This is a genomic window from Alcanivorax jadensis T9 (assembly GCF_000756655.1).
In the GTDB taxonomy this organism is placed as follows: domain Bacteria; phylum Pseudomonadota; class Gammaproteobacteria; order Pseudomonadales; family Alcanivoracaceae; genus Alcanivorax; species Alcanivorax jadensis.
Genome location: NZ_ARXU01000005.1, coordinates 194,221 through 214,810, shown reverse-complemented (window position 1 = coordinate 214,810; position 20,590 = coordinate 194,221). Strand labels below are relative to the sequence as shown.

At 59.3% G+C, this 20,590-nt stretch carries 19 protein-coding genes; 3 read left to right on the top strand and 16 right to left on the bottom strand.

The window, feature by feature from the left end:
• Window positions 1-57: 57 nt before the first annotated feature.
• The 3 genes from rpmF to T9A_RS09095 are packed head-to-tail and all read right to left on the bottom strand — an operon-like array spanning window position 58 to window position 1,017.
• Window positions 58-246: a 50S ribosomal protein L32 gene (gene rpmF / locus T9A_RS09105; protein WP_035247326.1), complete on the bottom strand. Its 189-nt coding sequence runs from the start codon at window positions 244-246 to the stop codon at window positions 58-60.
• Window positions 247-279: 33 nt separating this feature from the next.
• Complete coding sequence (locus tag T9A_RS09100; protein WP_035247324.1) at window positions 280-795, bottom strand: YceD family protein; 516 nt, start codon at window positions 793-795, stop codon at window positions 280-282.
• Window positions 796-807: 12 nt separating this feature from the next.
• The gene (locus tag T9A_RS09095; RefSeq protein WP_035247322.1) at window positions 808-1,017 is read right to left on the bottom strand and encodes a hypothetical protein; all 210 of its coding nucleotides are present in this window, start codon (window positions 1,015-1,017) and stop codon (window positions 808-810) included.
• Between T9A_RS09095 and T9A_RS09090 the strand changes: the two genes are divergently transcribed.
• Window positions 1,016-1,606, top strand: a complete 591-nt coding sequence (locus T9A_RS09090) for a Maf family protein (protein ID WP_035247319.1) — start codon at window positions 1,016-1,018, stop codon at window positions 1,604-1,606. The two genes, T9A_RS09095 and T9A_RS09090, sit on opposite strands and share 2 nt — an antisense overlap.
• A gap of 589 nt (window positions 1,607-2,195) precedes the next feature.
• Here T9A_RS09090 and sppA read toward each other — a convergent pair.
• From sppA to T9A_RS09075, 3 genes are read right to left on the bottom strand one after another with little or no spacing between them, the layout of a single operon-like run.
• Window positions 2,196-3,170, bottom strand: a complete 975-nt coding sequence (gene sppA, locus T9A_RS09085) for a signal peptide peptidase SppA (RefSeq protein WP_035247316.1) — start codon at window positions 3,168-3,170, stop codon at window positions 2,196-2,198.
• On the bottom strand, window positions 3,171-3,848 hold the full coding sequence (locus tag T9A_RS09080; protein ID WP_035247314.1) for an HAD-IA family hydrolase: 678 nt from the start codon (window positions 3,846-3,848) through the stop codon (window positions 3,171-3,173).
• Window positions 3,845-4,798, bottom strand: coding sequence for an RluA family pseudouridine synthase (locus T9A_RS09075; protein ID WP_035247311.1), 954 nt, complete (start codon window positions 4,796-4,798; stop codon window positions 3,845-3,847). Before T9A_RS09075 ends, T9A_RS09080 begins: the two co-directional genes overlap by 4 nt.
• 724 nt (window positions 4,799-5,522) lie before the next feature.
• Here T9A_RS09075 and rne point away from each other — a divergent pair.
• Window positions 5,523-8,795 (top strand): ribonuclease E, encoded by a 3,273-nt coding sequence (rne, locus tag T9A_RS09070; RefSeq protein WP_198030649.1) that lies wholly within the window; start codon window positions 5,523-5,525, stop codon window positions 8,793-8,795.
• 295 nt (window positions 8,796-9,090) lie between these two features.
• On the opposite strand, the gene murB is transcribed toward rne, so the two are convergent.
• From murB to T9A_RS09030, 8 genes are all read right to left on the bottom strand, one after another.
• Window positions 9,091-10,122, bottom strand: a complete 1,032-nt coding sequence (gene murB / locus T9A_RS09065) for a UDP-N-acetylmuramate dehydrogenase (protein ID WP_035247307.1) — start codon at window positions 10,120-10,122, stop codon at window positions 9,091-9,093.
• Window positions 10,119-10,598, bottom strand: a complete 480-nt coding sequence (locus T9A_RS09060; RefSeq protein ID WP_198030648.1) for a low molecular weight protein-tyrosine-phosphatase — start codon at window positions 10,596-10,598, stop codon at window positions 10,119-10,121. Before T9A_RS09060 ends, murB begins: the two co-directional genes overlap by 4 nt.
• A complete protein-coding gene (gene kdsB, locus T9A_RS09055) occupies window positions 10,595-11,368 on the bottom strand; it encodes a 3-deoxy-manno-octulosonate cytidylyltransferase (RefSeq protein ID WP_035247304.1) in 774 nt (257 codons plus the stop codon). The genes T9A_RS09060 and kdsB overlap by 4 nt, the downstream gene beginning before the upstream one ends.
• A 180-nt stretch (window positions 11,369-11,548) precedes the next feature.
• Window positions 11,549-12,547 (bottom strand): tetraacyldisaccharide 4'-kinase, encoded by a 999-nt coding sequence (lpxK, locus tag T9A_RS09050; protein ID WP_035247303.1) that lies wholly within the window; start codon window positions 12,545-12,547, stop codon window positions 11,549-11,551.
• A gap of 7 nt (window positions 12,548-12,554) precedes the next feature.
• Entirely contained in the window at window positions 12,555-14,297 is a 1,743-nt protein-coding gene (gene msbA / locus T9A_RS09045; RefSeq protein WP_035247301.1) for a lipid A export permease/ATP-binding protein MsbA, read from the bottom strand.
• On the bottom strand, window positions 14,294-14,719 hold the full coding sequence (locus tag T9A_RS09040) for an ExbD/TolR family protein (protein WP_035247299.1): 426 nt from the start codon (window positions 14,717-14,719) through the stop codon (window positions 14,294-14,296). The genes msbA and T9A_RS09040 overlap by 4 nt, the downstream gene beginning before the upstream one ends.
• Window positions 14,716-15,345: a MotA/TolQ/ExbB proton channel family protein gene (locus tag T9A_RS09035; protein ID WP_035247298.1), complete on the bottom strand. Its 630-nt coding sequence runs from the start codon at window positions 15,343-15,345 to the stop codon at window positions 14,716-14,718. Before T9A_RS09035 ends, T9A_RS09040 begins: the two co-directional genes overlap by 4 nt.
• Before the next feature lie 85 nt (window positions 15,346-15,430).
• Window positions 15,431-17,656, bottom strand: a complete 2,226-nt coding sequence (locus T9A_RS09030) for a DNA internalization-related competence protein ComEC/Rec2 (protein WP_035247295.1) — start codon at window positions 17,654-17,656, stop codon at window positions 15,431-15,433.
• 298 nt (window positions 17,657-17,954) lie between these two features.
• On the opposite strand from T9A_RS09030, the gene T9A_RS09025 reads away from it, so the two are divergent.
• Window positions 17,955-18,530: a DUF2062 domain-containing protein gene (locus tag T9A_RS09025; protein ID WP_035247293.1), complete on the top strand. Its 576-nt coding sequence runs from the start codon at window positions 17,955-17,957 to the stop codon at window positions 18,528-18,530.
• Here T9A_RS09025 and lolD read toward each other — a convergent pair.
• On the bottom strand, window positions 18,513-19,217 hold the full coding sequence (lolD, locus tag T9A_RS09020; protein ID WP_035247290.1) for a lipoprotein-releasing ABC transporter ATP-binding protein LolD: 705 nt from the start codon (window positions 19,215-19,217) through the stop codon (window positions 18,513-18,515). The two genes, T9A_RS09025 and lolD, sit on opposite strands and share 18 nt — an antisense overlap.
• Complete coding sequence (locus tag T9A_RS09015) at window positions 19,210-20,445, bottom strand: lipoprotein-releasing ABC transporter permease subunit (RefSeq protein ID WP_035247288.1); 1,236 nt, start codon at window positions 20,443-20,445, stop codon at window positions 19,210-19,212. The genes lolD and T9A_RS09015 overlap by 8 nt, the downstream gene beginning before the upstream one ends.
• Between the last annotated feature and the right edge of the window lie 145 nt (window positions 20,446-20,590).

The following is a 20,590-nucleotide window of genomic DNA, read 5'->3' as shown; positions in this document are numbered from 1 at the left end:
TTTCAGGGTGCCTATACAGGCACACAGCAAAACGGGAGCCCGAGGCTCCCGCGTCACTTATTCGTCGTCGGTCTCGACCTGACGAATCACCTGGCGGCCACGGTACATGCCATCAGGGGAAATGTGGTGACGACGGTGAACTTCACCGGTGTTGGTATCTTCGGTCAGCGCGGCAGAAGTCAGCGCGTCGTGAGAACGGCGCATGCCGCGCTTGGAACGGGTTTTACGGTTCTTCTGAACAGCCATTTCGAACTCCTCGGGCGTTTATTCAGCCTGAATTTACTTGCCTTGACCTTTTAATTTGGCCAGAACGGCAAAAGGGTTATCCGCGTTTTCCTGTTTCTCAGGTTTACCGCTTTCGTGCGGTAAAACTGTCGGGCAAGAGTCATGCAGTGCCACCAACGGCATGGCCAGCAACAGCTCTTCTTCAAGCAGGTCGGTGAGTACCATGGGGTCATCACCCACTAGCCAGGGATCCAGTCGCTGCGGCAAGGCTTTCGCCTGATCCTCGTTCCGTACCAGCGCCACATCAATGGTCGCGTGCACATCACAAACTACTGGCTCCAGGCAGCGCTGACACGGCAGCACCAATTGCGTGCTGACCTCGCCCTCGATACGCCGATGCCCCTCTTCATCACGACCGAACGCCAGCGAAATTACTACTGGCTGGTCCAGACTTTCGCGGTAATCCTGCAGGCGTGGCAGGTCACTAACGGTAAGCCGGCCCTCAACGACGCGACCCTGATCCGCATATTTGCGGGGATCGAGGAACTGTGGCAGTTGCCCTGAAAACATAAGCGCGCAATTCTAGGCCCGCAAGGCCCGCCTGTCAAAGTTAATGTGGCCAGCTAAATCGCTGACAGCAAAAGAGTTTTTCGTATCCGGGAAAAAGATTACCGGGCTGAGTGCATAAATCAGGCCGAACCCGCTCATTTTGACGGCTTTATCTGCCCTCAACCCTTCTTCCATCAAGGGAAAATCACTACACTCTGCCGCGCCAGAAGCGGAGATAATCATGACTGACACCCCTGCCCTGTTACTTGCCTCGTCCTCGCCCTTCCGTCGCCAGTTGTTGGACAAGCTGGGGCTGGATTTTATCCATCAGAGTCCGGATATCGATGAATCCCCCCTGGCGGACGAATCCCCGGTGGCCCTGGTAATGCGTCTGGCCAGGGAAAAAGCCGGCGCTCTGGCCGGGTCACACCCGGACACCCTGATCATCGGCTCTGACCAGGTGGCCGTGATCGGCGACCGGGTACTGGGCAAGCCCGGCACCCGGGAAAAGGCCATCGAACAGCTGAGCGCCGCCAGCGGCCAGCGGGTGACTTTCCTCACCGGCCTGTGCCTGCTCAATACGGCCACTGGACGCACCCAGGTAGCCTGCGACCCCTTCCATGTGCAATTCCGCACTCTGCGTCCAGCGCAGATAGAACGCTATGTGGATGCGGAACAGCCGCTCAACTGTGCCGGCAGCTTCAAATCTGAAGGGCTCGGTATTGTCCTGTTCAAGGCCATGGAAGGCCGGGACCCCAACACCCTGGTGGGCCTGCCATTGATTCTGCTGACAGAGTTTCTGGCAGCGGAAGGGATCTCTCTGCCTCTATAAAGGCAGCAGCGCGGGTTCCGGGAGCGATGCCGCTTTTCGGAACCCGCCTCTTCTAGCTTCTAGCTTTGATCGTCCTGCGGACGATCCGTGCTTCGCACGGTTCGCCATGCAAGCATCGGCTCCTACAGCGGCTTCGTAAGAAATCACGAAGGCCCGGAACTTTCCAGACCTTCCCTATCCAACCAGCGTAGCTCGTAGCTCGTAGCTCGTAGCTCGTAGCTCGTAGCTCGTAGCTCGTAGCTCGTAGCTCGTAGCTCGTAGCTCGTCGCTCGTAGCTCGTAGCTCGTAGCTCGTCGCTCGTAGCTCGTAGCTCGTAGCTCGTCGCTCGTAGCTCGTAGCTCGTAGCTCGTCGCTCGTAGCTCGTAGCTCGTAGCTCGTCGCTCGTAGCTCGTAGCTCGTAGCTCGTCGCTCGTAGCTCGTAGCTCGTAGCTCGTCGCTCGTAGCTCGTAGCTCGTAGCTCGTCGCTCGTAGCTCGTAGCTCGTAGCTCGTCGCTCGTAGCTCGTAGCTCGTAGCTCGTCGCTCGTAGCTCGTAGCTCGTAGCTCGTCGCTCGTAGCTCGTAGCTCGTAGCTCGTAGCTATCATTTCATTTCAGCGAATTGCCGGCGCTGCAGACAGGCCCAGCTTGTTGGCTACGCCTTCCCCGATGGACACCCCGAAACGGCGAACAAATTCCTCAAAGGGCGAACGACTGACGCTGTAGTTGACCATCTCTTCCAGCCCGACGATGTCCCTGGCCACATTACCCGGGCTCTTCAGGCCATCCACCAGGCCCAGCTCCATGGCCTTCTCGCCGGTCCAGAATAGACCAGAGAAGATTTCCGGATGGGTGTCCGCTTTCAGGCGATCACCACGACCGTTTTTTACTGCCGTAATAAACTGCTGGTGGATTTCATCCAGCATCACCTGCATGTGTTTACGGTCTTCCGGGCTGATCGGGGAGAAGGGATCCATCACCGCCTTGTTTTCACCGGCGGTAAGCACACGACGTTCCACACCCAGTTTCTCGGCTGCCTCCTCAAAACCGAAGCCGGCCATGATCACGCCAATGGACCCCACGATGCTGGCCGGGTCCGCGTAGATTTCATCAGCGGCGGAGGCGATATAGTAGGCGCCGGACGCCCCCAGATCGGTGATGGCAGCATAAACCTTTTTCTCGGGATATTCGGCGCGCAGGCGCTTAATGGCGTTGTACACCTGATTGGACTGCACCGGCGAACCACCCGGACTATTGATCTTGAGAACAATCGCCTTGCTATTCTCCGCTTCGAAAGCCCGCGTCAGACCGCTTACAATCATATCCGCGCTGGCATCCTGATCCGGCGCGATCACACCGGAGACCGTCACGAAGCCCACATGCTCCTCAGTGACCTTCATGGTTTCTCCGGCCTTGCCCGGCAGCATGATGAATAGCAGCACGAACAGGTAAACGAACGTCAGAATCTTGAAGAAAATCCCCCAGCGACGGGATTTACGGTGCTCATCCTGGGCTTGACCCAGCAGCTTCTCGATGAGTTTCCACTCACGCTCGTTCCCGGGACGGGATGAAGGGGGCTGATTTTCCATTTACAGATTCTCCGTAACCAGTTCAGTCGCTGCCAGCCCTAGCACTGGCAGCAGATGATGCAATCTATCAATGACAGCCAGAGGCTCACAAGGCAACAGTTTCTCTACCGGATGAGCGCCGTAACTGACTGCCACACGGTCAACCCCGGCGGCTCTGGCCATCTCCAGATCAAAGGTAGTATCGCCCACCACAATCGCTCTTTGAGCCGACACTGCCATCTCCTGAAGCAACTCCAGCACCATGGCCGGGTGCGGCTTGGAATGGCTCTCATCCGCACAACGGGAGGCATCAAAATAGCGATCGAGCCCGGTGTTGCCCCATACCCGTTGCAAGCCCTTGCGGCTCTTGCCCGTGGCCACTGCCAGCTTCATCCCTGCTTCCCGCAACCCGGTCAGCAGGGATTCGGCACCGGGATAAAGAGCACTGGGTGTAGCCTCAGCGGCAATAAAGTGAAAGGCATAGCGTTCGCGCATGCGCTCAATGGCTCCAGCGTCCAGCACCGGGTAAAGCGTGCCGATTGCCTCCGGCAACCCCAGACCGATAATGCCGCATACGGTTTCATCGGGCAGTGAAGGGAGACCCAGATCCACCGCCGCCAGCTGCATGCAGCTGACAATCCGTCCGGTGGAGTCCATCACCGTGCCGTCCCAGTCAAAAATCACCAGATCGTAGTTCACCGGGCACCTCGCAGTGTCTTCAGGATGGCCTCGAAATCCTCATCCAGCGGCGCGGTGATGGTCACCTTCTTGCCGCTATTGGGATGGGGAAAGACCAGGTTGCGGGCATGAAGGCACAAACGCTTGTGACCGATGCTGGCGAGTAAAGCAGCCCCCTTGTCGGTGCCGTATTTATCGTCCCCCAGCAAAGGGAACCCGCCAAACTGGCTGTGCACACGAATCTGGTGGGTGCGACCGGTTTCCAGGGTCGCCTCAACCAGCTGCACATCCGCCAGCCGCTCCAGCATGCGAAAATGGGTGACCGACGCCTTGCCCTCCCGGGACACCCGGACAATGCGCTCGTTGCCGTTCTGCATTTTCAGCAGTGGCGCGTCCATGGTGCGCTCCTTGCCCTTGAAGCCCTGACAGAGCAACCAATAACGCTTCTCTACCTCACCGGCCTGCATCAGACGCTGCATCTTGCGCAGAAAGGCACGCTTGCGGGCCACCATGATCAGTCCACTGGTATCCCGGTCCAGCCGGTGGACCAGCTCCATTTCCTTTTCCGCCGGATGAATCACCCTCAGGGCCTCAATCAGCCCCAGGCTCACCCCGCTGCCACCGTGCACCGCCAGGCCGGCGGGCTTGTTGAAGATGAAGAGCTGATCATCCTCATAAACACAGGCCCGGCTGAGGCGCTCGGTCAGCCCACTGCTGACCACCGGCGGGGCCTCGGATTCGCTGGTGCGGATCGGCGGAATACGCACCACATCCCCAGTGGCCAGCCGGGTAGTCTGGCGGGCGCGCCCTTTATTCACCCGCACTTCCCCGGAACGAATGATCCGGTAGACACGAGATTTGGGCACCCCTTTCAGATGGGTGAAGAGAAAATTGTCCAGGCGTTGACCATGCCGGCCTTCGTCAATGGTCACGAAGCTGACACGGTTCGCTGCGGGGGTCTCGTCTGACATGGCGGCGATTCTATAGAAAAGAGCAATGAATAGTTAATAGTGAATAATTAATAGCTGCATGAATGCCGCACATAACCACCTGAAAGCAACGAAACCGCGCCCAATAAAACTATAAACCCATGATGGATTATAGCTTTTAACTATTAATTGTTAATTATTCACTATCCACTGCCCTGTTCCTATCTGATTGATCTCTCTTGGCTTTTGCTGCTATAGTCAAGCGTCGACCTGAATATAGGCGACGGCGACGCGCAGCGAACATTCGCCGTCTGGCCCGCTCCGGCATAGCCGAGAAGACAGAGCCCGCCTCAGGTCTACAATAAAGCGTTATCGCCCATTCGCAGATTGCAGTGTGGGCAAACGCTGCAGATGAACCCGTTTAAACAGCGTCCGATGACGGACCCTGAACATTAACGATGGTGGCTGCAGCGCCGGTCAAACGACCTGGAAAACAGACAGACAAGAGTTTACACATTGCTGTGTGACAACTAACCACGGCAATCGCGTGAAGCATTACAGGCTGGCCTATTGTCAGTACGATTACGCACTAAACATTGCACACAACTCGGAGAGCTGCTGACTCAGGCACTATAATCACCCAGGAAAGCGATCAAACACGCCCCGCGTGCGCCCTGCCCGTGACAAGCCTGCCAGCACTCCCCCTGGTCTGCTACCGGTTACATTCCGGCCCTGCCTCATGCCACCACAAACTTGTGGTAGCACCATGAAACGTATGCTTATTAACGCCACTCACCCTGAAGAGGTTCGGGTGGCACTGGTCGACGGCCAACGGCTGTATGACCTGGATATCGAACACAGAACCCGTGAACAGAAAAAAGCCAACATCTATAAAGGCAAGATCACCCGGGTGGAACCGTCCCTGGAAGCCGCGTTTGTAGATTTCGGCGCCGATCGTCACGGCTTTCTTCCCCTCAAGGAAATTTCCCGTCAGTACTTCCAGAAAGACCCGAAAGACATCCAGGGTCGCATCAACATCAAGGAAGTGATCAAGGAAGGTCAGGAAGTCATCATTCAGGTGGCCAAGGAAGAACGTGGCAACAAGGGCGCCGCCCTCACCACCTTCATCAGCCTGGCCGGCCGCTATCTGGTACTGATGCCCAACAACCCCCGTGCCGGCGGTATTTCCCGTCGCATTGAGGGTGAAGAACGCCAGCAGCTCAAGGAAGCCCTGGGCGCGTTGACCATCCCCGATGAAATGGGTGTGATCGTTCGTACCGCCGGCCTGGGACGCAGCGCCGAGGAACTGCAGTGGGACCTGAACTACCTGCTGAAGTTGTGGAACTCCATCGACGATGCCTCCAAGGATCGCAAGGCGCCCTTCCTGATCTATCAGGAATCCAACGTCATCATCCGTGCTATCCGCGACTACCTGCGCAAGGACATCGGCGAAGTCCTGATCGACTCCAAAAAAGTCTACGACGAGGCCCAGGGCTTCGTGCAGCAGGTGATGCAGGACTTCCAGCACAAGATCAAACTGTACAGCGACGAAACCCCGCTGTTCTCTCGCTTCCAGATCGAGTCCCAGATCGAGACCGCCTTTGAGCGCGAAGTGAAGCTGCCTTCCGGTGGCTCCATTGTTATCGATCCCACCGAAGCGCTGGTGTCCATCGACATCAACTCCTCCCGTGCCACCAAAGGCGCGGACATCGAGGAAACCGCCCTGAACACCAACCTGGAAGCAGCGGATGAAATCGCCCGCCAGTTGCGGTTGCGTGATATCGGCGGCCTGATCGTGGTGGACTTCATCGACATGGGTCCGGCCCGCAACCAGCGGGACGTGGAAAATCGCATGCGCGATGCCCTGGAGGCCGACCGCGCCCGTATCCAGCTGGGCCGCATTTCCCGCTTCGGTCTGCTCGAGCTGTCCCGTCAGCGGCTGCGCCCGAGCCTGGGGGAAACCTCCAGCATTGTTTGCCCGCGCTGTAACGGTCAGGGCCACATCCGTGATGTGAAATCCCTGGCTCTGAGCATCCTGCGCCTCATTGAAGAAGAGGTGATGAAGGAGCGCACCGGCGAGATCCAGGCCCAGGTGCCGGTGGCCGTCGCCACCTACCTGCTTAACGAGAAACGCGAACCCCTGCGCGCCATTGAAGATGCGCACAATGTTCGCGTGGTCATCATCCCCAACCAGAATCTGGAAACCCCGCATTTCGAGGTGGAACGGATTCGTGATGACCAGACCATCGCCCAGCCCAGCCATGAACTGGAACTGCTGGAAGGGAACAAGGATGCGGATATCGCCTCCGCCCAGGATACCGAAATCAAGACCCAGGAGCCGGCCGTCAAACTGATGGCACCGGACACCGCCCCGCCGCCGCCGAAACCGGCTCCGGCACCCGCGGCTACCCCTACAGAAAATCTAGGCATCCTGGCCCGTTTCTTCACCTGGCTGGCGCAGATCTTTACCAGCGAACCCAAGCAGCCCAAGGCCAAGAAACCCCAGCCCCAGGGCAAGGGTAGCTCGCGCCAGCAGAACACCCGCGGTGGTCGCGGCGGCAACAACCGCAACCGTAACGACAACCGTAACAAGCAGGATGCAGGCAAGAGCGGCGGCAAGGGTGGCGATAACGATAATCGCAACCCGCGCAACAAACGCCAGAACGACAAGGACGGTGGCAATCGCAAGAGCGACAACCGCCAGTCTGACAATCGTGGCGACAACCGTTCTGCAGACCGCTCCGGCGACAACAAGGACGACAACCGCAACGAACGTCGCGGCCGTAACGACAACCGTCGTAATCGCAACGACAACCGTGGCGGCGACAACCGTAACGACGGTCGCAACAATGAAGGCCGCAATGACGGTCGCAACGACAACAAGGGCGACAAGAGCGACGGCGGCAACAAGCCACGCAACAAGAAGCCCCAGCAGCAGGACAACACCGAAGGCAACAGCGACAGCAAGGGCCCCAAGGCGTCCCGCCGCAACGATGCCAAGGATGATCGTCCGCTGCGCGAACGTCAGCGTCCGGCAAAATCCGCAGTCAATGGCGACAAACCCGCTGGCGAGCAGAAGCCCCAGCAGGCTCAGCCGGCCCGTACCCCTGCCCCGCCAACGGTGATGGACAACGAAGGCCATCCGCCGGCGAAGCTGGTTCCAGCACAGGAACCGACTGCTGGTGAGCAGCCTCAGGCAGCTACCAAGGTTGAGAATACCGAGAAAGCTGAGACTCAAAGCGCTGCCAAGCCGGCACAGGCTCAGGAAACGGCCAAAGCCGAAAAGGTAGAGAAAGACTCCAGCGCGCAAACAGCAGAGCAGCCTGCCGCCGCGGCTCCGGTCGCAGAAAAGCCGCAAGCGCCGAAAGCAGAACCGCAGCCCGAGCAGCAGGCAAAAGCAGAGCCACAAGTACAGGCTCCAGCGGAACCGCAAGCTGAAGCGCCCGAGGAACAGGCCGACAAACCGGCAGCGCAAGCGCCTGCTGCAGAGAAACCGGCCCAGGAAAAACCGGCCCAGGAAGCTGAGGCTCCCCAGGCGGAAACACCGAAAGCCGCCGAGCCCAAAGCGGAGCAGCCCGCCGCTGCACCGCAAGCGGCCACAGCCGAAGCAACTGAGCAACCCGAGCCACAAGCGCAGGACACGGCCAAGGCAGAAACTCCCGCCGAGGCGCCCGCTGCAGAAGCTCCCGCTCCGGCTCAAGTGGAAGACAAGCCGACCGCCAGCGAACCGGTGGCAGAAGAAAGCGCCGCCGAGGATGATGCCACGGTCCGTGCCAGCAATGATCCGCGTCAACCGGGCTACCAGCGCACCGCGCCAGCCCCACGTGAAGCGGAAAAGCCGAAAGAGGCGCCCAAGCCGGAAGCCAATGAGCTACCGAGCCGGGCCACCGAGGTGAAAGCGGTACGCGCCGAAGCCAAACCCGCCGCCGCAGAGATGGGCCGGGCCAGCAACGACCCGCGCCAGCGCCGCCGGCAGCAACAGGCAGAAGCGGCAGCCGCCGCCAAAGCCGCAGAAGAGGACGCTTCCTCAGAATCCTGAGGTAAGCTGATACTTCGCCCATAAAAAAGCCCCGCTCTTTAGCGGGGCTTTTTTATGGGCGCTGCTCCCAAAACGCCGAATTTCTCCCCACTGTTACAGATTGCGTAGGGTGCACTGAGCCTAAGGCGAACTGCACCATTCAAACGCCGGATTGGTGCAGTTCGCCTTAGGCTCAGTGCACCCTACGCAATCTGTAACAGTGGGGAGAAATTCGGCGTTCCGTTGCAGGAGGCTGCCAGCAGCCGCTCCTTTTTCGCGTGCAAGCACGCTCCTACAGCGGCTCAGTTGCGCGCTTCTACGGCAGCAGGATGGGCTCCTGCTCCAGGCTGACACCAAAACGCTCCCAGACATCCCGACGCACGGCAGAGGCCAGTGCCAACACATCTTCACTGGTGCCACCACCGTGGTTAACCAGCACCAGGGCCTGCTCACTATGCATGCCCACGGGACCCAGCCTGCGCCCTTTCCAGCCAGCCTGTTCGATCAGCCAGCCAGCGGCCAGCTTGATGCCCTCGGGCTGCTCATAGCCCACCAGGCCCGGGAAGCTCTTTTTCAGTTGTCCCGCCTTGTCGACACTCACCACCGGGTTCTTGAAGAAACTGCCGGCATTGGCCAGTACCGCCGGGTCGGGCAATTTGCTCTGGCGCACGGCAATTACCCGCTCACGCACCGCCGCCGGCAACACATCCTCGACTGGTAGGTGCGCAAAGTGATCCTTGAGGGGACCATAACTCACATTACAGGCCGGCAGCTTGTTAAGGCGCAACTCGATACCGGTAATTACATAGCGGCCCCGGTCGCGACTTTTGAAGCGGCTGTCCCGGTAGGCGAATTCACATTCTTCGGCAGCAAAGTGCGTTACCCGGCCGCTGGCCACTTCCATCACGGTAACCTGCTCCAGCACCTGGGACAGCTCCACTCCATAGGCACCGATATTCTGGAACGGTGCTGCCCCGGCGGTGCCGGGAATCAGCGACAGGTTTTCCAGCCCCTGCCAGCCCTGCTCGACCGTCCAGGCCACCAGATCATCCCAGTGCACCCCGGCACCGGCGGCAACCCAGACGAACTCCGCATCCTCTTTCACCAGGGCCATACCATCCATGGCCGGACACAGGGTGAGGCCGGGTAAATCACCGTGGATCACCAGATTGCTGCCCTCGCCGATCACCTGCAACGACTCGGCCGGATCACGCTCGGCCAGCACCTGTTCCAGGGCATCCAGGGTGACCGGCCTGGCCAGTCGTCGGGCACGGGCGGGCAAACGCAGGGTATTGAGTTCGCTCAGATCCGCATCGGTTTCCACTAACGACGGCTGGAGCAGACTCATAGGCGCTCTCGCAGCGCATCCAGGAGACCGTCGGCACCGCCTTCAATCAGATCCAGGACACGATCAAAGCCGTCCTCACCGCCGTAATAAGGGTCCGGCACCTCGCTCACGGAGGCACCGCTGGCGTAATCCAGAAAGCGCCCCAGCGTGACCGTGACATCTGCCGGTTGCATGGCCTGCAGATCCGCCAGATTGGCATTGTCCATGGCCAGCACCACGTCAAACTCGTAGAAGTCCTGCGGGTCCACCTGGCGAGCACGCAAGGAATCCATCTGGTAGTGGTAGCCCCGGCGGGCCGCCGCTTCCCGGGTTCGCGGGTCCGGGGCACGGCCGATATGCCAGTCTCCGGTGCCGGCGCTGTCGATACAGATTTTCTCTTCCAGACCGGCGGCAATCACACGCTCACGAAAGACCGCCTCGGCGGTGGGTGAGCGGCAGATATTACCCAGGCAGACAAAAAGCACGGACACTGTCATGCCTGCCCTCCCAGTTGCGTACGCAAACGCTCCAGGTCTTCCTGAGTGTCCACACCGCCCGGTACCGCCTCAATGGCCGGTGCCACGTGAATCGCTACGCCATTGGCCATGGCCCGCAGCTGCTCCAGGGACTCCAACTGCTCCAGTTTCGCTGGCGGCCATTGCACATACTGGTGCAGAAATGACACCCGGTAAGCGTAGATACCAATGTGTCTCCACCATTCACCTTTCGCAAAACGCTCACCACTGATATCCCGGCTACCGTCGGCAAAGGCATCACGATGCCAGGGAATCGGCGCCCGGGAAAAATAGAGTGCCCGACCATCATCATCAAACACTACTTTCACCACATTGGGGTTGAACAGATGGTCTGCGTCTTCGATGGGCTCACACAAGGTGGCCATCTGGCTGGAAGGATTGGCGGCCAGGTTGGCGGCCACCTGATTGATCACCGACGGCGGGATCAATGGCTCGTCACCCTGCACATTGACGATGATATCGTCATCGGCCAATTCCAGTTTGGCGGCCACTTCCTGAAGACGGTCGGTACCGGAAGGGTGATCCTCCCGGGTCATGACCACCGGTACCTGCCCAACCAGAGCCTCGGCAATACGGCTATCATCGGTGGCTACATAGACCTGCCCTGCCTGACTTTGCTGACAACGCTCGGCCACCCGCACCACCATGGGCTTGCCAGCGATATCCGCCAGCGGCTTGCCCGGCAAGCGAGTCGATGCATAACGGGCAGGCACCACCACACTAAAACCCATCGTTTAACCTCTTCGTAATTTCAGGAGATAAGGCTGATTTACCACAGAGGGCACAGAGTTCACTGAGTAAAAGATCATTATCAGAATAAAACGCGCCACTTCATAGGTTGCAACTCGCCACGACCCTTCATGTCGGCACCATGTATTCTCTGTGTGCTCTGTGACCTCTGTGGTAATAAATCACACCACAGGATCAGCATCCTTGCCCAGCGCCCGGTCCAGCATCTGCTCCAGCAACCCTTCCGGCAGACTGGCCGTCACCGGCAGGTACCACCAGTGCGGTTCGGCGAAGGGGGCGCATTTTACCGCATCCTTTTCGGTCATCAGCACCGGGAGGCCATCGGCAAACGCCAGATCCGCTGGCTGGAAAGCATGATGATCCGGGAACACATGGGGGGTGGCGCTCAGGCCGAGAATGCTGAGCAGATTAAAAAACCGCTTGGGGTTGCCGATGCCGGCCACCGCGTGGACCTGGGGGTGCTCGCGCAAGAATGCCTGATGATCCAGTGTTTCGCCCGTAGCCAGGGAGGTGATGTCTGCGGGGCGCATGATCATCGGGTGCGCCCCACTCCAGCCACCTCCGGTGCTGACCACGAAATCCACTTCCTTGAGGCGGGTCGCCGGCTCTCGCAGCGGGCCTTCCGGCAGGCAGCGGCCATTGCCCAGACCACGCTGACCATCCACCACCACAATTTCTGCGCTGCGCGGCAGGGCGTAATGTTGCAGACCGTCATCGCTGATCACCAGATCCGGAGCGTGATCGCGGATGGCCACGTCCAGTGCATTGCGACGATCCGGGTCCAGAATCACCGGAACGCCGGTGCGGCGGGCGATCAGCACAGGCTCATCGCCTACCTCCAGTGCATTGCTGTCCGCGGTGACCAGATGGGGATAGTGATCGATCTTGCCGCCGAATCCCCGAGACACCACCACCACCTTCAAGCCACGGGCAACGGCGGCCTGCACCAGGGCAATCACCAACGGCGTCTTGCCAGTGCCGCCCACGGTAATATTGCCGACCACCAATACCGGCACCGGCGGCGAGGGCTTTTCCTTGCGAAACCGTTGCAGGCGTCGCTTGGCCTCCAGGGACACCAGCATGGAGAGCGGCCGTAGTGGAACCAGCCACGGGCTACCCTTATACCAGCCCTGTTGAATCCATTCGCTCAATGAGCCCATGGCCGACTTACTCCTCGGCAAAATCCATGCGATACAGCTGGGTATAAAGGCCATTCTTGTTCAGCAGTTCCTGATGTGACCCCTGCTCGATCAACTGGCCCTGATCCAGTACCAGAATCCGGTCGGCTTTCTCGATGGTCGACAGGCGGTGGGCAATCACCAGGGTAGTGCGCCCGACCATGACCTGCTCCAGCGCCTGCTGAATATGATGCTCGGATTCCGTATCCAGGGCACTGGTGGCTTCATCCAGAATCAGGATCGGCGCGTCTTTCAGCAATGCCCTGGCAATGGCGATACGCTGGCGCTGGCCACCGGAAAGCTGTACGCCGTCCTGCCCCAGCCGGGTTTCCAGGCCATGCTCCAGCTGCTCGATAAAGCGCCAGGCATGAGCGTCACGGGCCGCCTGTTCAATCGCCGCATCATCCACACCACGGAGCTCGCCATAAGCGATGTTGTTGCGCACGGTATCGTTAAACAGCACTACCCGCTGACTGACCATGGCAATCTGGTGACGCAGGTCGGTGAGCTGGATATCCGGCAGCGGTACGCCATCCAGCAGAATGCGCCCCTGATCCGGATCGAAGAAGCGAGGCAACATGGCACTGATGGTGCTCTTCCCTGCCCCGGACCGCCCGACCAGCGCCACGGTTTCACCGGACTTGATAGAGAAACTCAAATTCCTGAGAACCGGCTGCGCCGGATCATACCCATAGGTGACGCCGTCAAATTCGATATCCCCCCGCGCCTTGGCTGGCAGCACATAGGTACCGGCGTCCTCTTCCTGTTCAGTATCCAGCAACTCGAAAAGACTGGAGGCACCGGTCACCCCACGCTGCACTTTTACGTTCACATCCGTAAGCTGCTTGAGCGGCTTCTGAATCATGCCGGCAGCGGCGATATAGGACAGAAAACCACCTACGGAAAGATCTTCGCCCATCAGATTGATGTAGAGAAACGTGATCGCACCGATGCCCACTGCCACAAACAGCTGCACGATTACCGTGCTGGCAATCTTGCTGGCATTGAGCTTCACATTCTGCTTGGCAAAGCTGCGGCTGACGCCATGAAACCGATCGGCTTCCTGCTCCTGGGCGCCAAAGATTTTCACTTCCCCGCTGCCCTCGATGGCTTCGCCGAGAAAATGGGTAATGTTCGCCATGGAAGACTGGATACGACGACTGATCTTACGAAACCGCTTGCTGGTAATATTCACGACCAAGGCAATCAACGGCGCCACGGCCACCAGAATCAGAGTCAGCTTCCAGTTCTGCCAGAGCAGAAAGGAGGTCAGCCCAATCACCGTAAGCCCTTCACGGATGATCACAATGATGGCATCGGTACCGGCACTGGTGACCTGCTGGGCGTCGAAAATTATTTTCGACATGATGCGCCCGGACGCATTGCGATGATATTCCGACTGGGGCAAACGCAACACATGGCCGAACACGTCATTGCGTAATACATACACCAGCTGCTGCGCCACCCAATTCATGGAGTAGCTACCCATGAACTGGCCCAGGCCCTGAAAAATCACCAGCACCAATGGCGCGATGGATACCAGCAAAACCCGGGTCTCCGTGGGCTCGACAATGGTTTCACCAAGGAAGCCGGCAAGCTGGGCAGCGCCGGCCTGAGTCGCCGCGTACAGCGCGTAACCGATGACACTGATGACCAGCATCAACCAGTACGGTCGAACATAACTGAGCAGCCGCTTGTAGGTCGGCCACACGTCCACAGAGGATTGACTCATTGTGCCTCGTTGGGAGATTCGCGAGTAGTGAGCGACAGCTTAACAAAACCCAGCTGTCCGGCCACGTCATAAACGCGAACCACCGACTGATAGGCCACATTGGCATCTGCATAGATTTGCAACGGCAAGTCGGTTTTTTCCTGCCCCAGTTTCAACAGCGCGGTGCGTAGCGTCTTGCTATCACTGGCCGCCAGCTTTTCGCCGTTGACCAGATAATCGCCGGTCGACGTAATCGTCACCTCAACCTGGTCCGAAGACTGCGCCAACGGCGCTGCTTCCGCCTCCGGCAGCGTGATGGACAACTGGGTCTTGTCATCAAACGTGGTAGAGACCATGAAGAAAATCAGCAGCAGAAACACCACATCAATAAGCGGTGTCAGGTTAACGCTGATTTCCTCCTGGCTGGGCCGGGGAAACTTCACGCCTTGCCCCCCGGGTCCGCCTCACGATCACCGTGTACCAGATCCACCACATGCACAGCGCTTTGCTCCAGTTCCATGGTGATTTCTTCCACGCGACGCACAAAGAAACGGTGGAAGAAAATGGCTGGAATCGCCACCACCAGACCGGCAGCGGTGGTCAACAGCGCCTGGGAAATACCGCCGGCCAACTGGGCCGCATCGCCAGTGCCATGCATCATGATGGCGGCAAAAACATCAATCATGCCGATCACGGTACCCAGCAAGCCCAGCAGCGGCGTGATGGCAGCGATGGAGCCGAGAGTGCTGAGAAACTTTTCCAGTTCATGCACCACGATGGTGGCGCTTTCCTGGATACTTTCTTTCATGATCTCGCGGCCATGGCGGGCATTGGCCAACCCGGTAGCCAGAATGCGGCCCAGCGGCGAGCTGTCACGCAGCTTGACCAGATTGCCCTCGTTGAGCAGACCCCGCTTGAGTAGCGTCTGCACCTGCGGCACGGTATCCGCCGGCGCCAACTTGCTCGGACGCAGGGTCCAGAAACGTTCCACCACAATGGCCAGAGCCACCACCGAACAGATCAAGATCGGGAGCATCATCCAACCCCCGGACTGCACAAGATCCTGCACCTTAACTTCTCCCCTCACTCACAGCGTCGTTTTCAGAGCGCCGTCGGGTTAATTTGAACCTGAAGCCATGACTTCAGGTTAATCATTACCAGAAACGCCAGGCCGCTGGCCGGTGCCAGGGTCTTTCACGAAATTGGCGCCATGTTGTTATAAGCGGCACATTATCAGCGGCACCCCAGCGAAACACAATCATGCCATCCCGATCGGTGCGCAGAACTGTGACCCCGGCATTGCCCAGCCGTTGCAGCACCTGCGGGTGCGGATGACGAAAACGATTCCGATAACCGGCACTGACCAGCGCATAGGCGGGCTGCACCTGTCTCAACAGGGCCGCACTGGTACTGCTGCTACTGCCATGGTGTGCCACCACCAGCAAATCCGCACGCGGCAGCGAACCCAGCAATCGATACTCACTCTGCTTGCCGATATCACCGGGTATCAGCAACGAGCTCCCGGCACCGGACACCTGCAGCACACAACTCGACTCGTTGCCCGGCACCACCTCCGGCCCGGGCCACAGCAGCGTAAACGTCACGCCATCCCAGCCCCACTGCTGCCCCGCACGACACGCCTCGCTACCCGGCACACGTTGCGGTTCACCGCTGGACACTGGTGCCATGCCGGCTAACACCTTCATGCCACCGGCATGATCATTGTCCCCGTGGCTGATAATAATGCGGTCGGGCGTCAGCCCCTGACGGGCCAGCCATGGCAGGATAATGCGCCGGGCCATGCTGTCACCAGGCCATGACGGCCCGCTATCGTAAATCAGCAGATGTTCCCGGGTGCGCACCGCTAACGCCAGCCCCTGCCCCACATCAAACGCCACCAACTCCCAATCACCCTCAGACAATGGCGCTGCTCGTTGACACAACCAGGGCAATAACAGGATCGGCAGCAACCGCCGAGGAAACGGCAATGCCGGCATCAGCAGCAGAGCCAGTGCCAGCATCGCAAACAGCCCACTGGTTGCCGTTGGCAACGGCAACCGCCAGCCACTGGTCGAGGACGCCAGCGATGCCATGAGCCACACAGACAACTCCGTGCCAGTGGCCGCCCCCTGCAGAATCCAGCCCTGCTGCAACAGGCTGCCCAGCAAGGCCAGCGGCACCACTATGCAGGTATACAAGGGGATCAGAAACAGATTGGCCAAGGGCGCACTGATCGACCATTGCTGGAACAGAATGGCACCGAGCATGGCCATCATCACCGGCAGCAGCACCAGTAACCAGCGGGCACCATGACTGGTCACCAGCATGGCAATGGCAGCCACTGCGCCGAACGACAACCACAGGCTTTCCGAAAGCGCCGACAAAGGGAACAGCAGTAGCACCATCAACAGCGCCACCCCGAGGCTCTTCCACAATGGCACTGACACGCGAGCACACTGCGCCACCGCTACCACCGCCAGCATAATCACGGCGCGTACTGTTGGCAGACTGAACCCGGCCAGGGCGGCATAACCCAGAGCTGCCAGCAGTGCCGGCCCCCAGGCCAGTTGCTGCAACGTAAACACGGTTAAAACTGGGAACAGGCGCTGCATCATCGGCCCCAGCAGCCAGCGCCCCAACCACCAGAACCAACCGGCGACAATGGCGATATGCAGGCCGGAAATGGCCAGCAGGTGGGCGCCACCAGTGATCTGAAATTGCTGCCACAGCTCGCTGGACAACCGCGACCGGTCGCCCACCACCAGTGCCGGCAGGATCGCTCTACCCGCTGGCGACACGGATACCCGTTCCGCCACCAGGTCCGACAACCACTGTCGCCAACGATCCAGTCCCTTGTCACCACCCTGCACCGTCCACGACTGCACGGTACCCCGGGCATCAATGCCCGCAGCCAGATCCCGCCGGGCCGCATCCACGCCGGTGGCATTGTAGACCCCACGGGGTGCCTTCAACTTCACCATCAGCGCCAGTCGCTGATCTGCCTTCACCTGCACCGGCAGTTCATAGGCGTTGACCCGGATACGATGCATGCCGGGCCAGCGGGTGGCGCCCCAAACGTCCAGCGTCAGCGTCTGGCGATACCGCCAGCGACCGAAACGAAACTCGTTGACCGTGGCCGGCAACCCCACCACCTTGCCTTGCATGACCAGGGTTTCCCCTTCCAGGGAAGCAGGCAGCCTTGCTGACACGCCACTGTTCAGTTGTACAACGCCGTAACACCACAACAGCGGCAACCACACCAGCCAACGCCGCCCGCGCCGCCAACCCAGAACCGCTACTACCACCAGTACCAGCAGCGGCCACAACAGGCCCAGCCAGCATGCTGCCGCCAGCGCCGCCGATAAGCACCACAATCGCATCCCTGCTCCCGTGGAAAATAGTCGCTTTCTTCACGGTCAGTCTTTGTATGATGTCCAGGAGACACAAAGCCCCGTGTAGGTGTATGCCTTTTTTTCCGATCCGGGCATAATAGCCACCCGCGGGGTGCAGCCAGGTAAGTTTCTGACGCTATTTCATGCCCGCCATGCGCCATGAAACCTCTGAAGAGGCTCCCAACGCATAACACAAGTCGGGTGGTACCCAGCCTGCCGGGCACCTAAGCTGATACCGACACGACATTCACGGGATTCTCCCGACACGGTCTGCAGACGTGAGTTCATGCCAAAACGGATCTTCCGAAAATACCTGCCAAAACCGGATCGCCTGCGCGAACACAAAGCGCTGAGCTTTCTGGGTGAGGTATTGGCCGATCCGAACCTGTGGCACATCAACCGGCGCTCACTGGCCGGTGCCGCCTTTATCGGGGTCTTTACTGCCCTGCTACCCATTCCCTTGCAGATGGGGCTGGCCGCTCTGCTCGCTGTGCGCTTCCACTGCAACCTGCCACTGTCGGTGGTATTGGTGTGGATCTCCAATCCGGTCACCTATGTACCGATTTTCTATTTCACCTACCGGATTGGCGCCTGGATGCTGGGAATGCCGCACCATAGTGGCGAAGGCATTACCGTGGCCTGGTTTGTAGAGCAACTGGTGCCGCTATGGCTGGGGTCAACGCTATGCGCAGTGGTGTTTGGCGGGCTCGCCTATGCCGCCGTGAAAGTGGCCTGGCGGCTGGCCGTGGTACGCAGCTGGAACCTGCGTGCCCACCGCCGCGCCAGGGTGCTGCGACGCGAAGCTCGCAAGCAGGAAGAACAGGAAGCGAAAGAGGACGACGACTCAGAGCCGCCGCAATAACCCGTCGTGTAACTCGTATTGTTGCGGGCAGCGTGACGCAAATTCGCGATCGTGGGTAACGATCATGAAAGCGGTACCCAGGGTGTCGTTGAGTTCCAGCATCAGTGACTGCACATGGGCAGCGGTACGTTCATCCAGATTGCCGGTAGGCTCATCTGCCATCACCAGGGCCGGCTCGGTTACCAGAGCCCGAGCAATAGCGACTCGTTGGCGCTCCCCGCCACTCAGTGCCGACGGCTTGTGCTTGAGACGATGCTCCAGCCCTACCTTCTTCAGAGTAGCCGCCGCTTTCTCCTGGCAGCTTGCCGGACTGTCACCGCGAATCAGCAGTGGCATGGCCACATTCTCCAACGCAGTGAATTCCGGTAACAGGTGATGAAACTGGTAGACGAAACCCAGATAGCGGTTGCGCAGCTTGCCGGTATCACGATCACTCATGGTCGCCAGCGCATTGCCAGCAATGGAAACACTGCCCCGGGTTGCCCGATCCAGCCCTCCCAGTAGATTCAGCAAGGTGGACTTGCCCGAGCCGGAGGTGCCGATGATTGCCAGAATATCCCCCTGGGTCACGGTCAGATCCACACCGCTGAGCACTTCCAGTTCGTTGTTCCCTTCGTCGTAACTTTTCACCAATTTTTCGGCTTGCAGCACGATACCGGTGCCGGTGGCGTTGCGGGAATCATTCATAACGCAGGGCCTCCGCCGGTTGCACCCGGCTGGCACGCCAGGATGGGTATAAGGTGGCAGAAAAGCTGATCACCAGGGCAATGGAGACGATAGTGATCACATCCGACCACTGCAGCTCCGAAGGAAGATAGTTAACGAAGTAGGCGTCAAAAAGCCGGGTATTGAAGGTCTTCTCTACCCACTCAGCCAACTTGCTGACATTGGTGGCCAGCAGCACGCCAAGGCCGGTTCCCAGCAAGGTACCGGCAAAGCCGATCACGGTGCCCTGCACCATGAAAATCCGCATGATGGTACCCGGCGAAGCCCCCAGGGTACGCAGCACCGCAATATTGCCGCGCTTTTCAGTGACCAGCATCACCTGACTGGAAATGATATTGAACGCCGCCACCGCCACGATAAAGCTGAGCAACAGCGTCATCATGGTTTTTTCCATCTTTATAGCCTGGAACAAATTGCCGTGGCTGCGGGTCCAGTCGCGGGTGTAGTAATTGGGGCCCAGTTCCTGCTGCAGCGTCCAACCCATGGCCGGGGCACTGAACAGGTCATCAAGCTTCAGCCGCACGCCCTGTACAGTCCCCGCCTGGCGGGCCAGCTTGGCGGCGTCCTGCACATTGATGTAGGCATATAGGGAATCCACTTCCGCCCGCACCCGGAATATCCCGGTGACGGTGAAACGCTTGAAACGGGGCATCACCCCGGCAGGGGAAATGGTGGCTTCCGGCAGTACCAGGGTAACCTTGTCCCCCAGTTCGGCGCCGAGACGACGGGCCAGCCCATAGCCGAGCACCATGCCAAACTCGCCGGGGGCAAGCTTTTCCAGCTCGCCCTGCTCCATGAAGTCGCCGACGATGGACACCTTTCGCTCGGCCTGGGGCTCGATGCCATTGATCATGGCACCCGCCACATTGCCGCGATGGCTGAGCATACCCTCCAGTTCCACAAAGGGCGCCACGGCTTCAATCTCATCGTGGTGCCCCAGCCGATTGGCCAGCGCCTGCCAGTCCTCGACCGGCTCGCGCCCCTGCACGGACAAATGAGTGACCATGCCAAGAATGCGCGTCTGCAATTCCCGGTCAAAACCATTCATAACGGAAAGGACCGTGATCAGTACGGCAACCCCCAGCATCAAACCCAATGCGGAAATCAGCGTAATCACGGAAATAAAGCTGTTGCGGGCGCGGGCGCCGGTGTAGCGCAGCCCCACATAAAAGGATAGAGGTCGAAACATGCAGCGCATTTAACCCGAAACCAAAGACAAATACCACGGCTCTGGAAAACTGCTACATTACAAATTCTGCTTTGTGAACAGCGTCCGCGCTCATGATCTAGCAAAATGGTTGAATAAGCGTCTGTAACTTTCTAATATCGAAAGA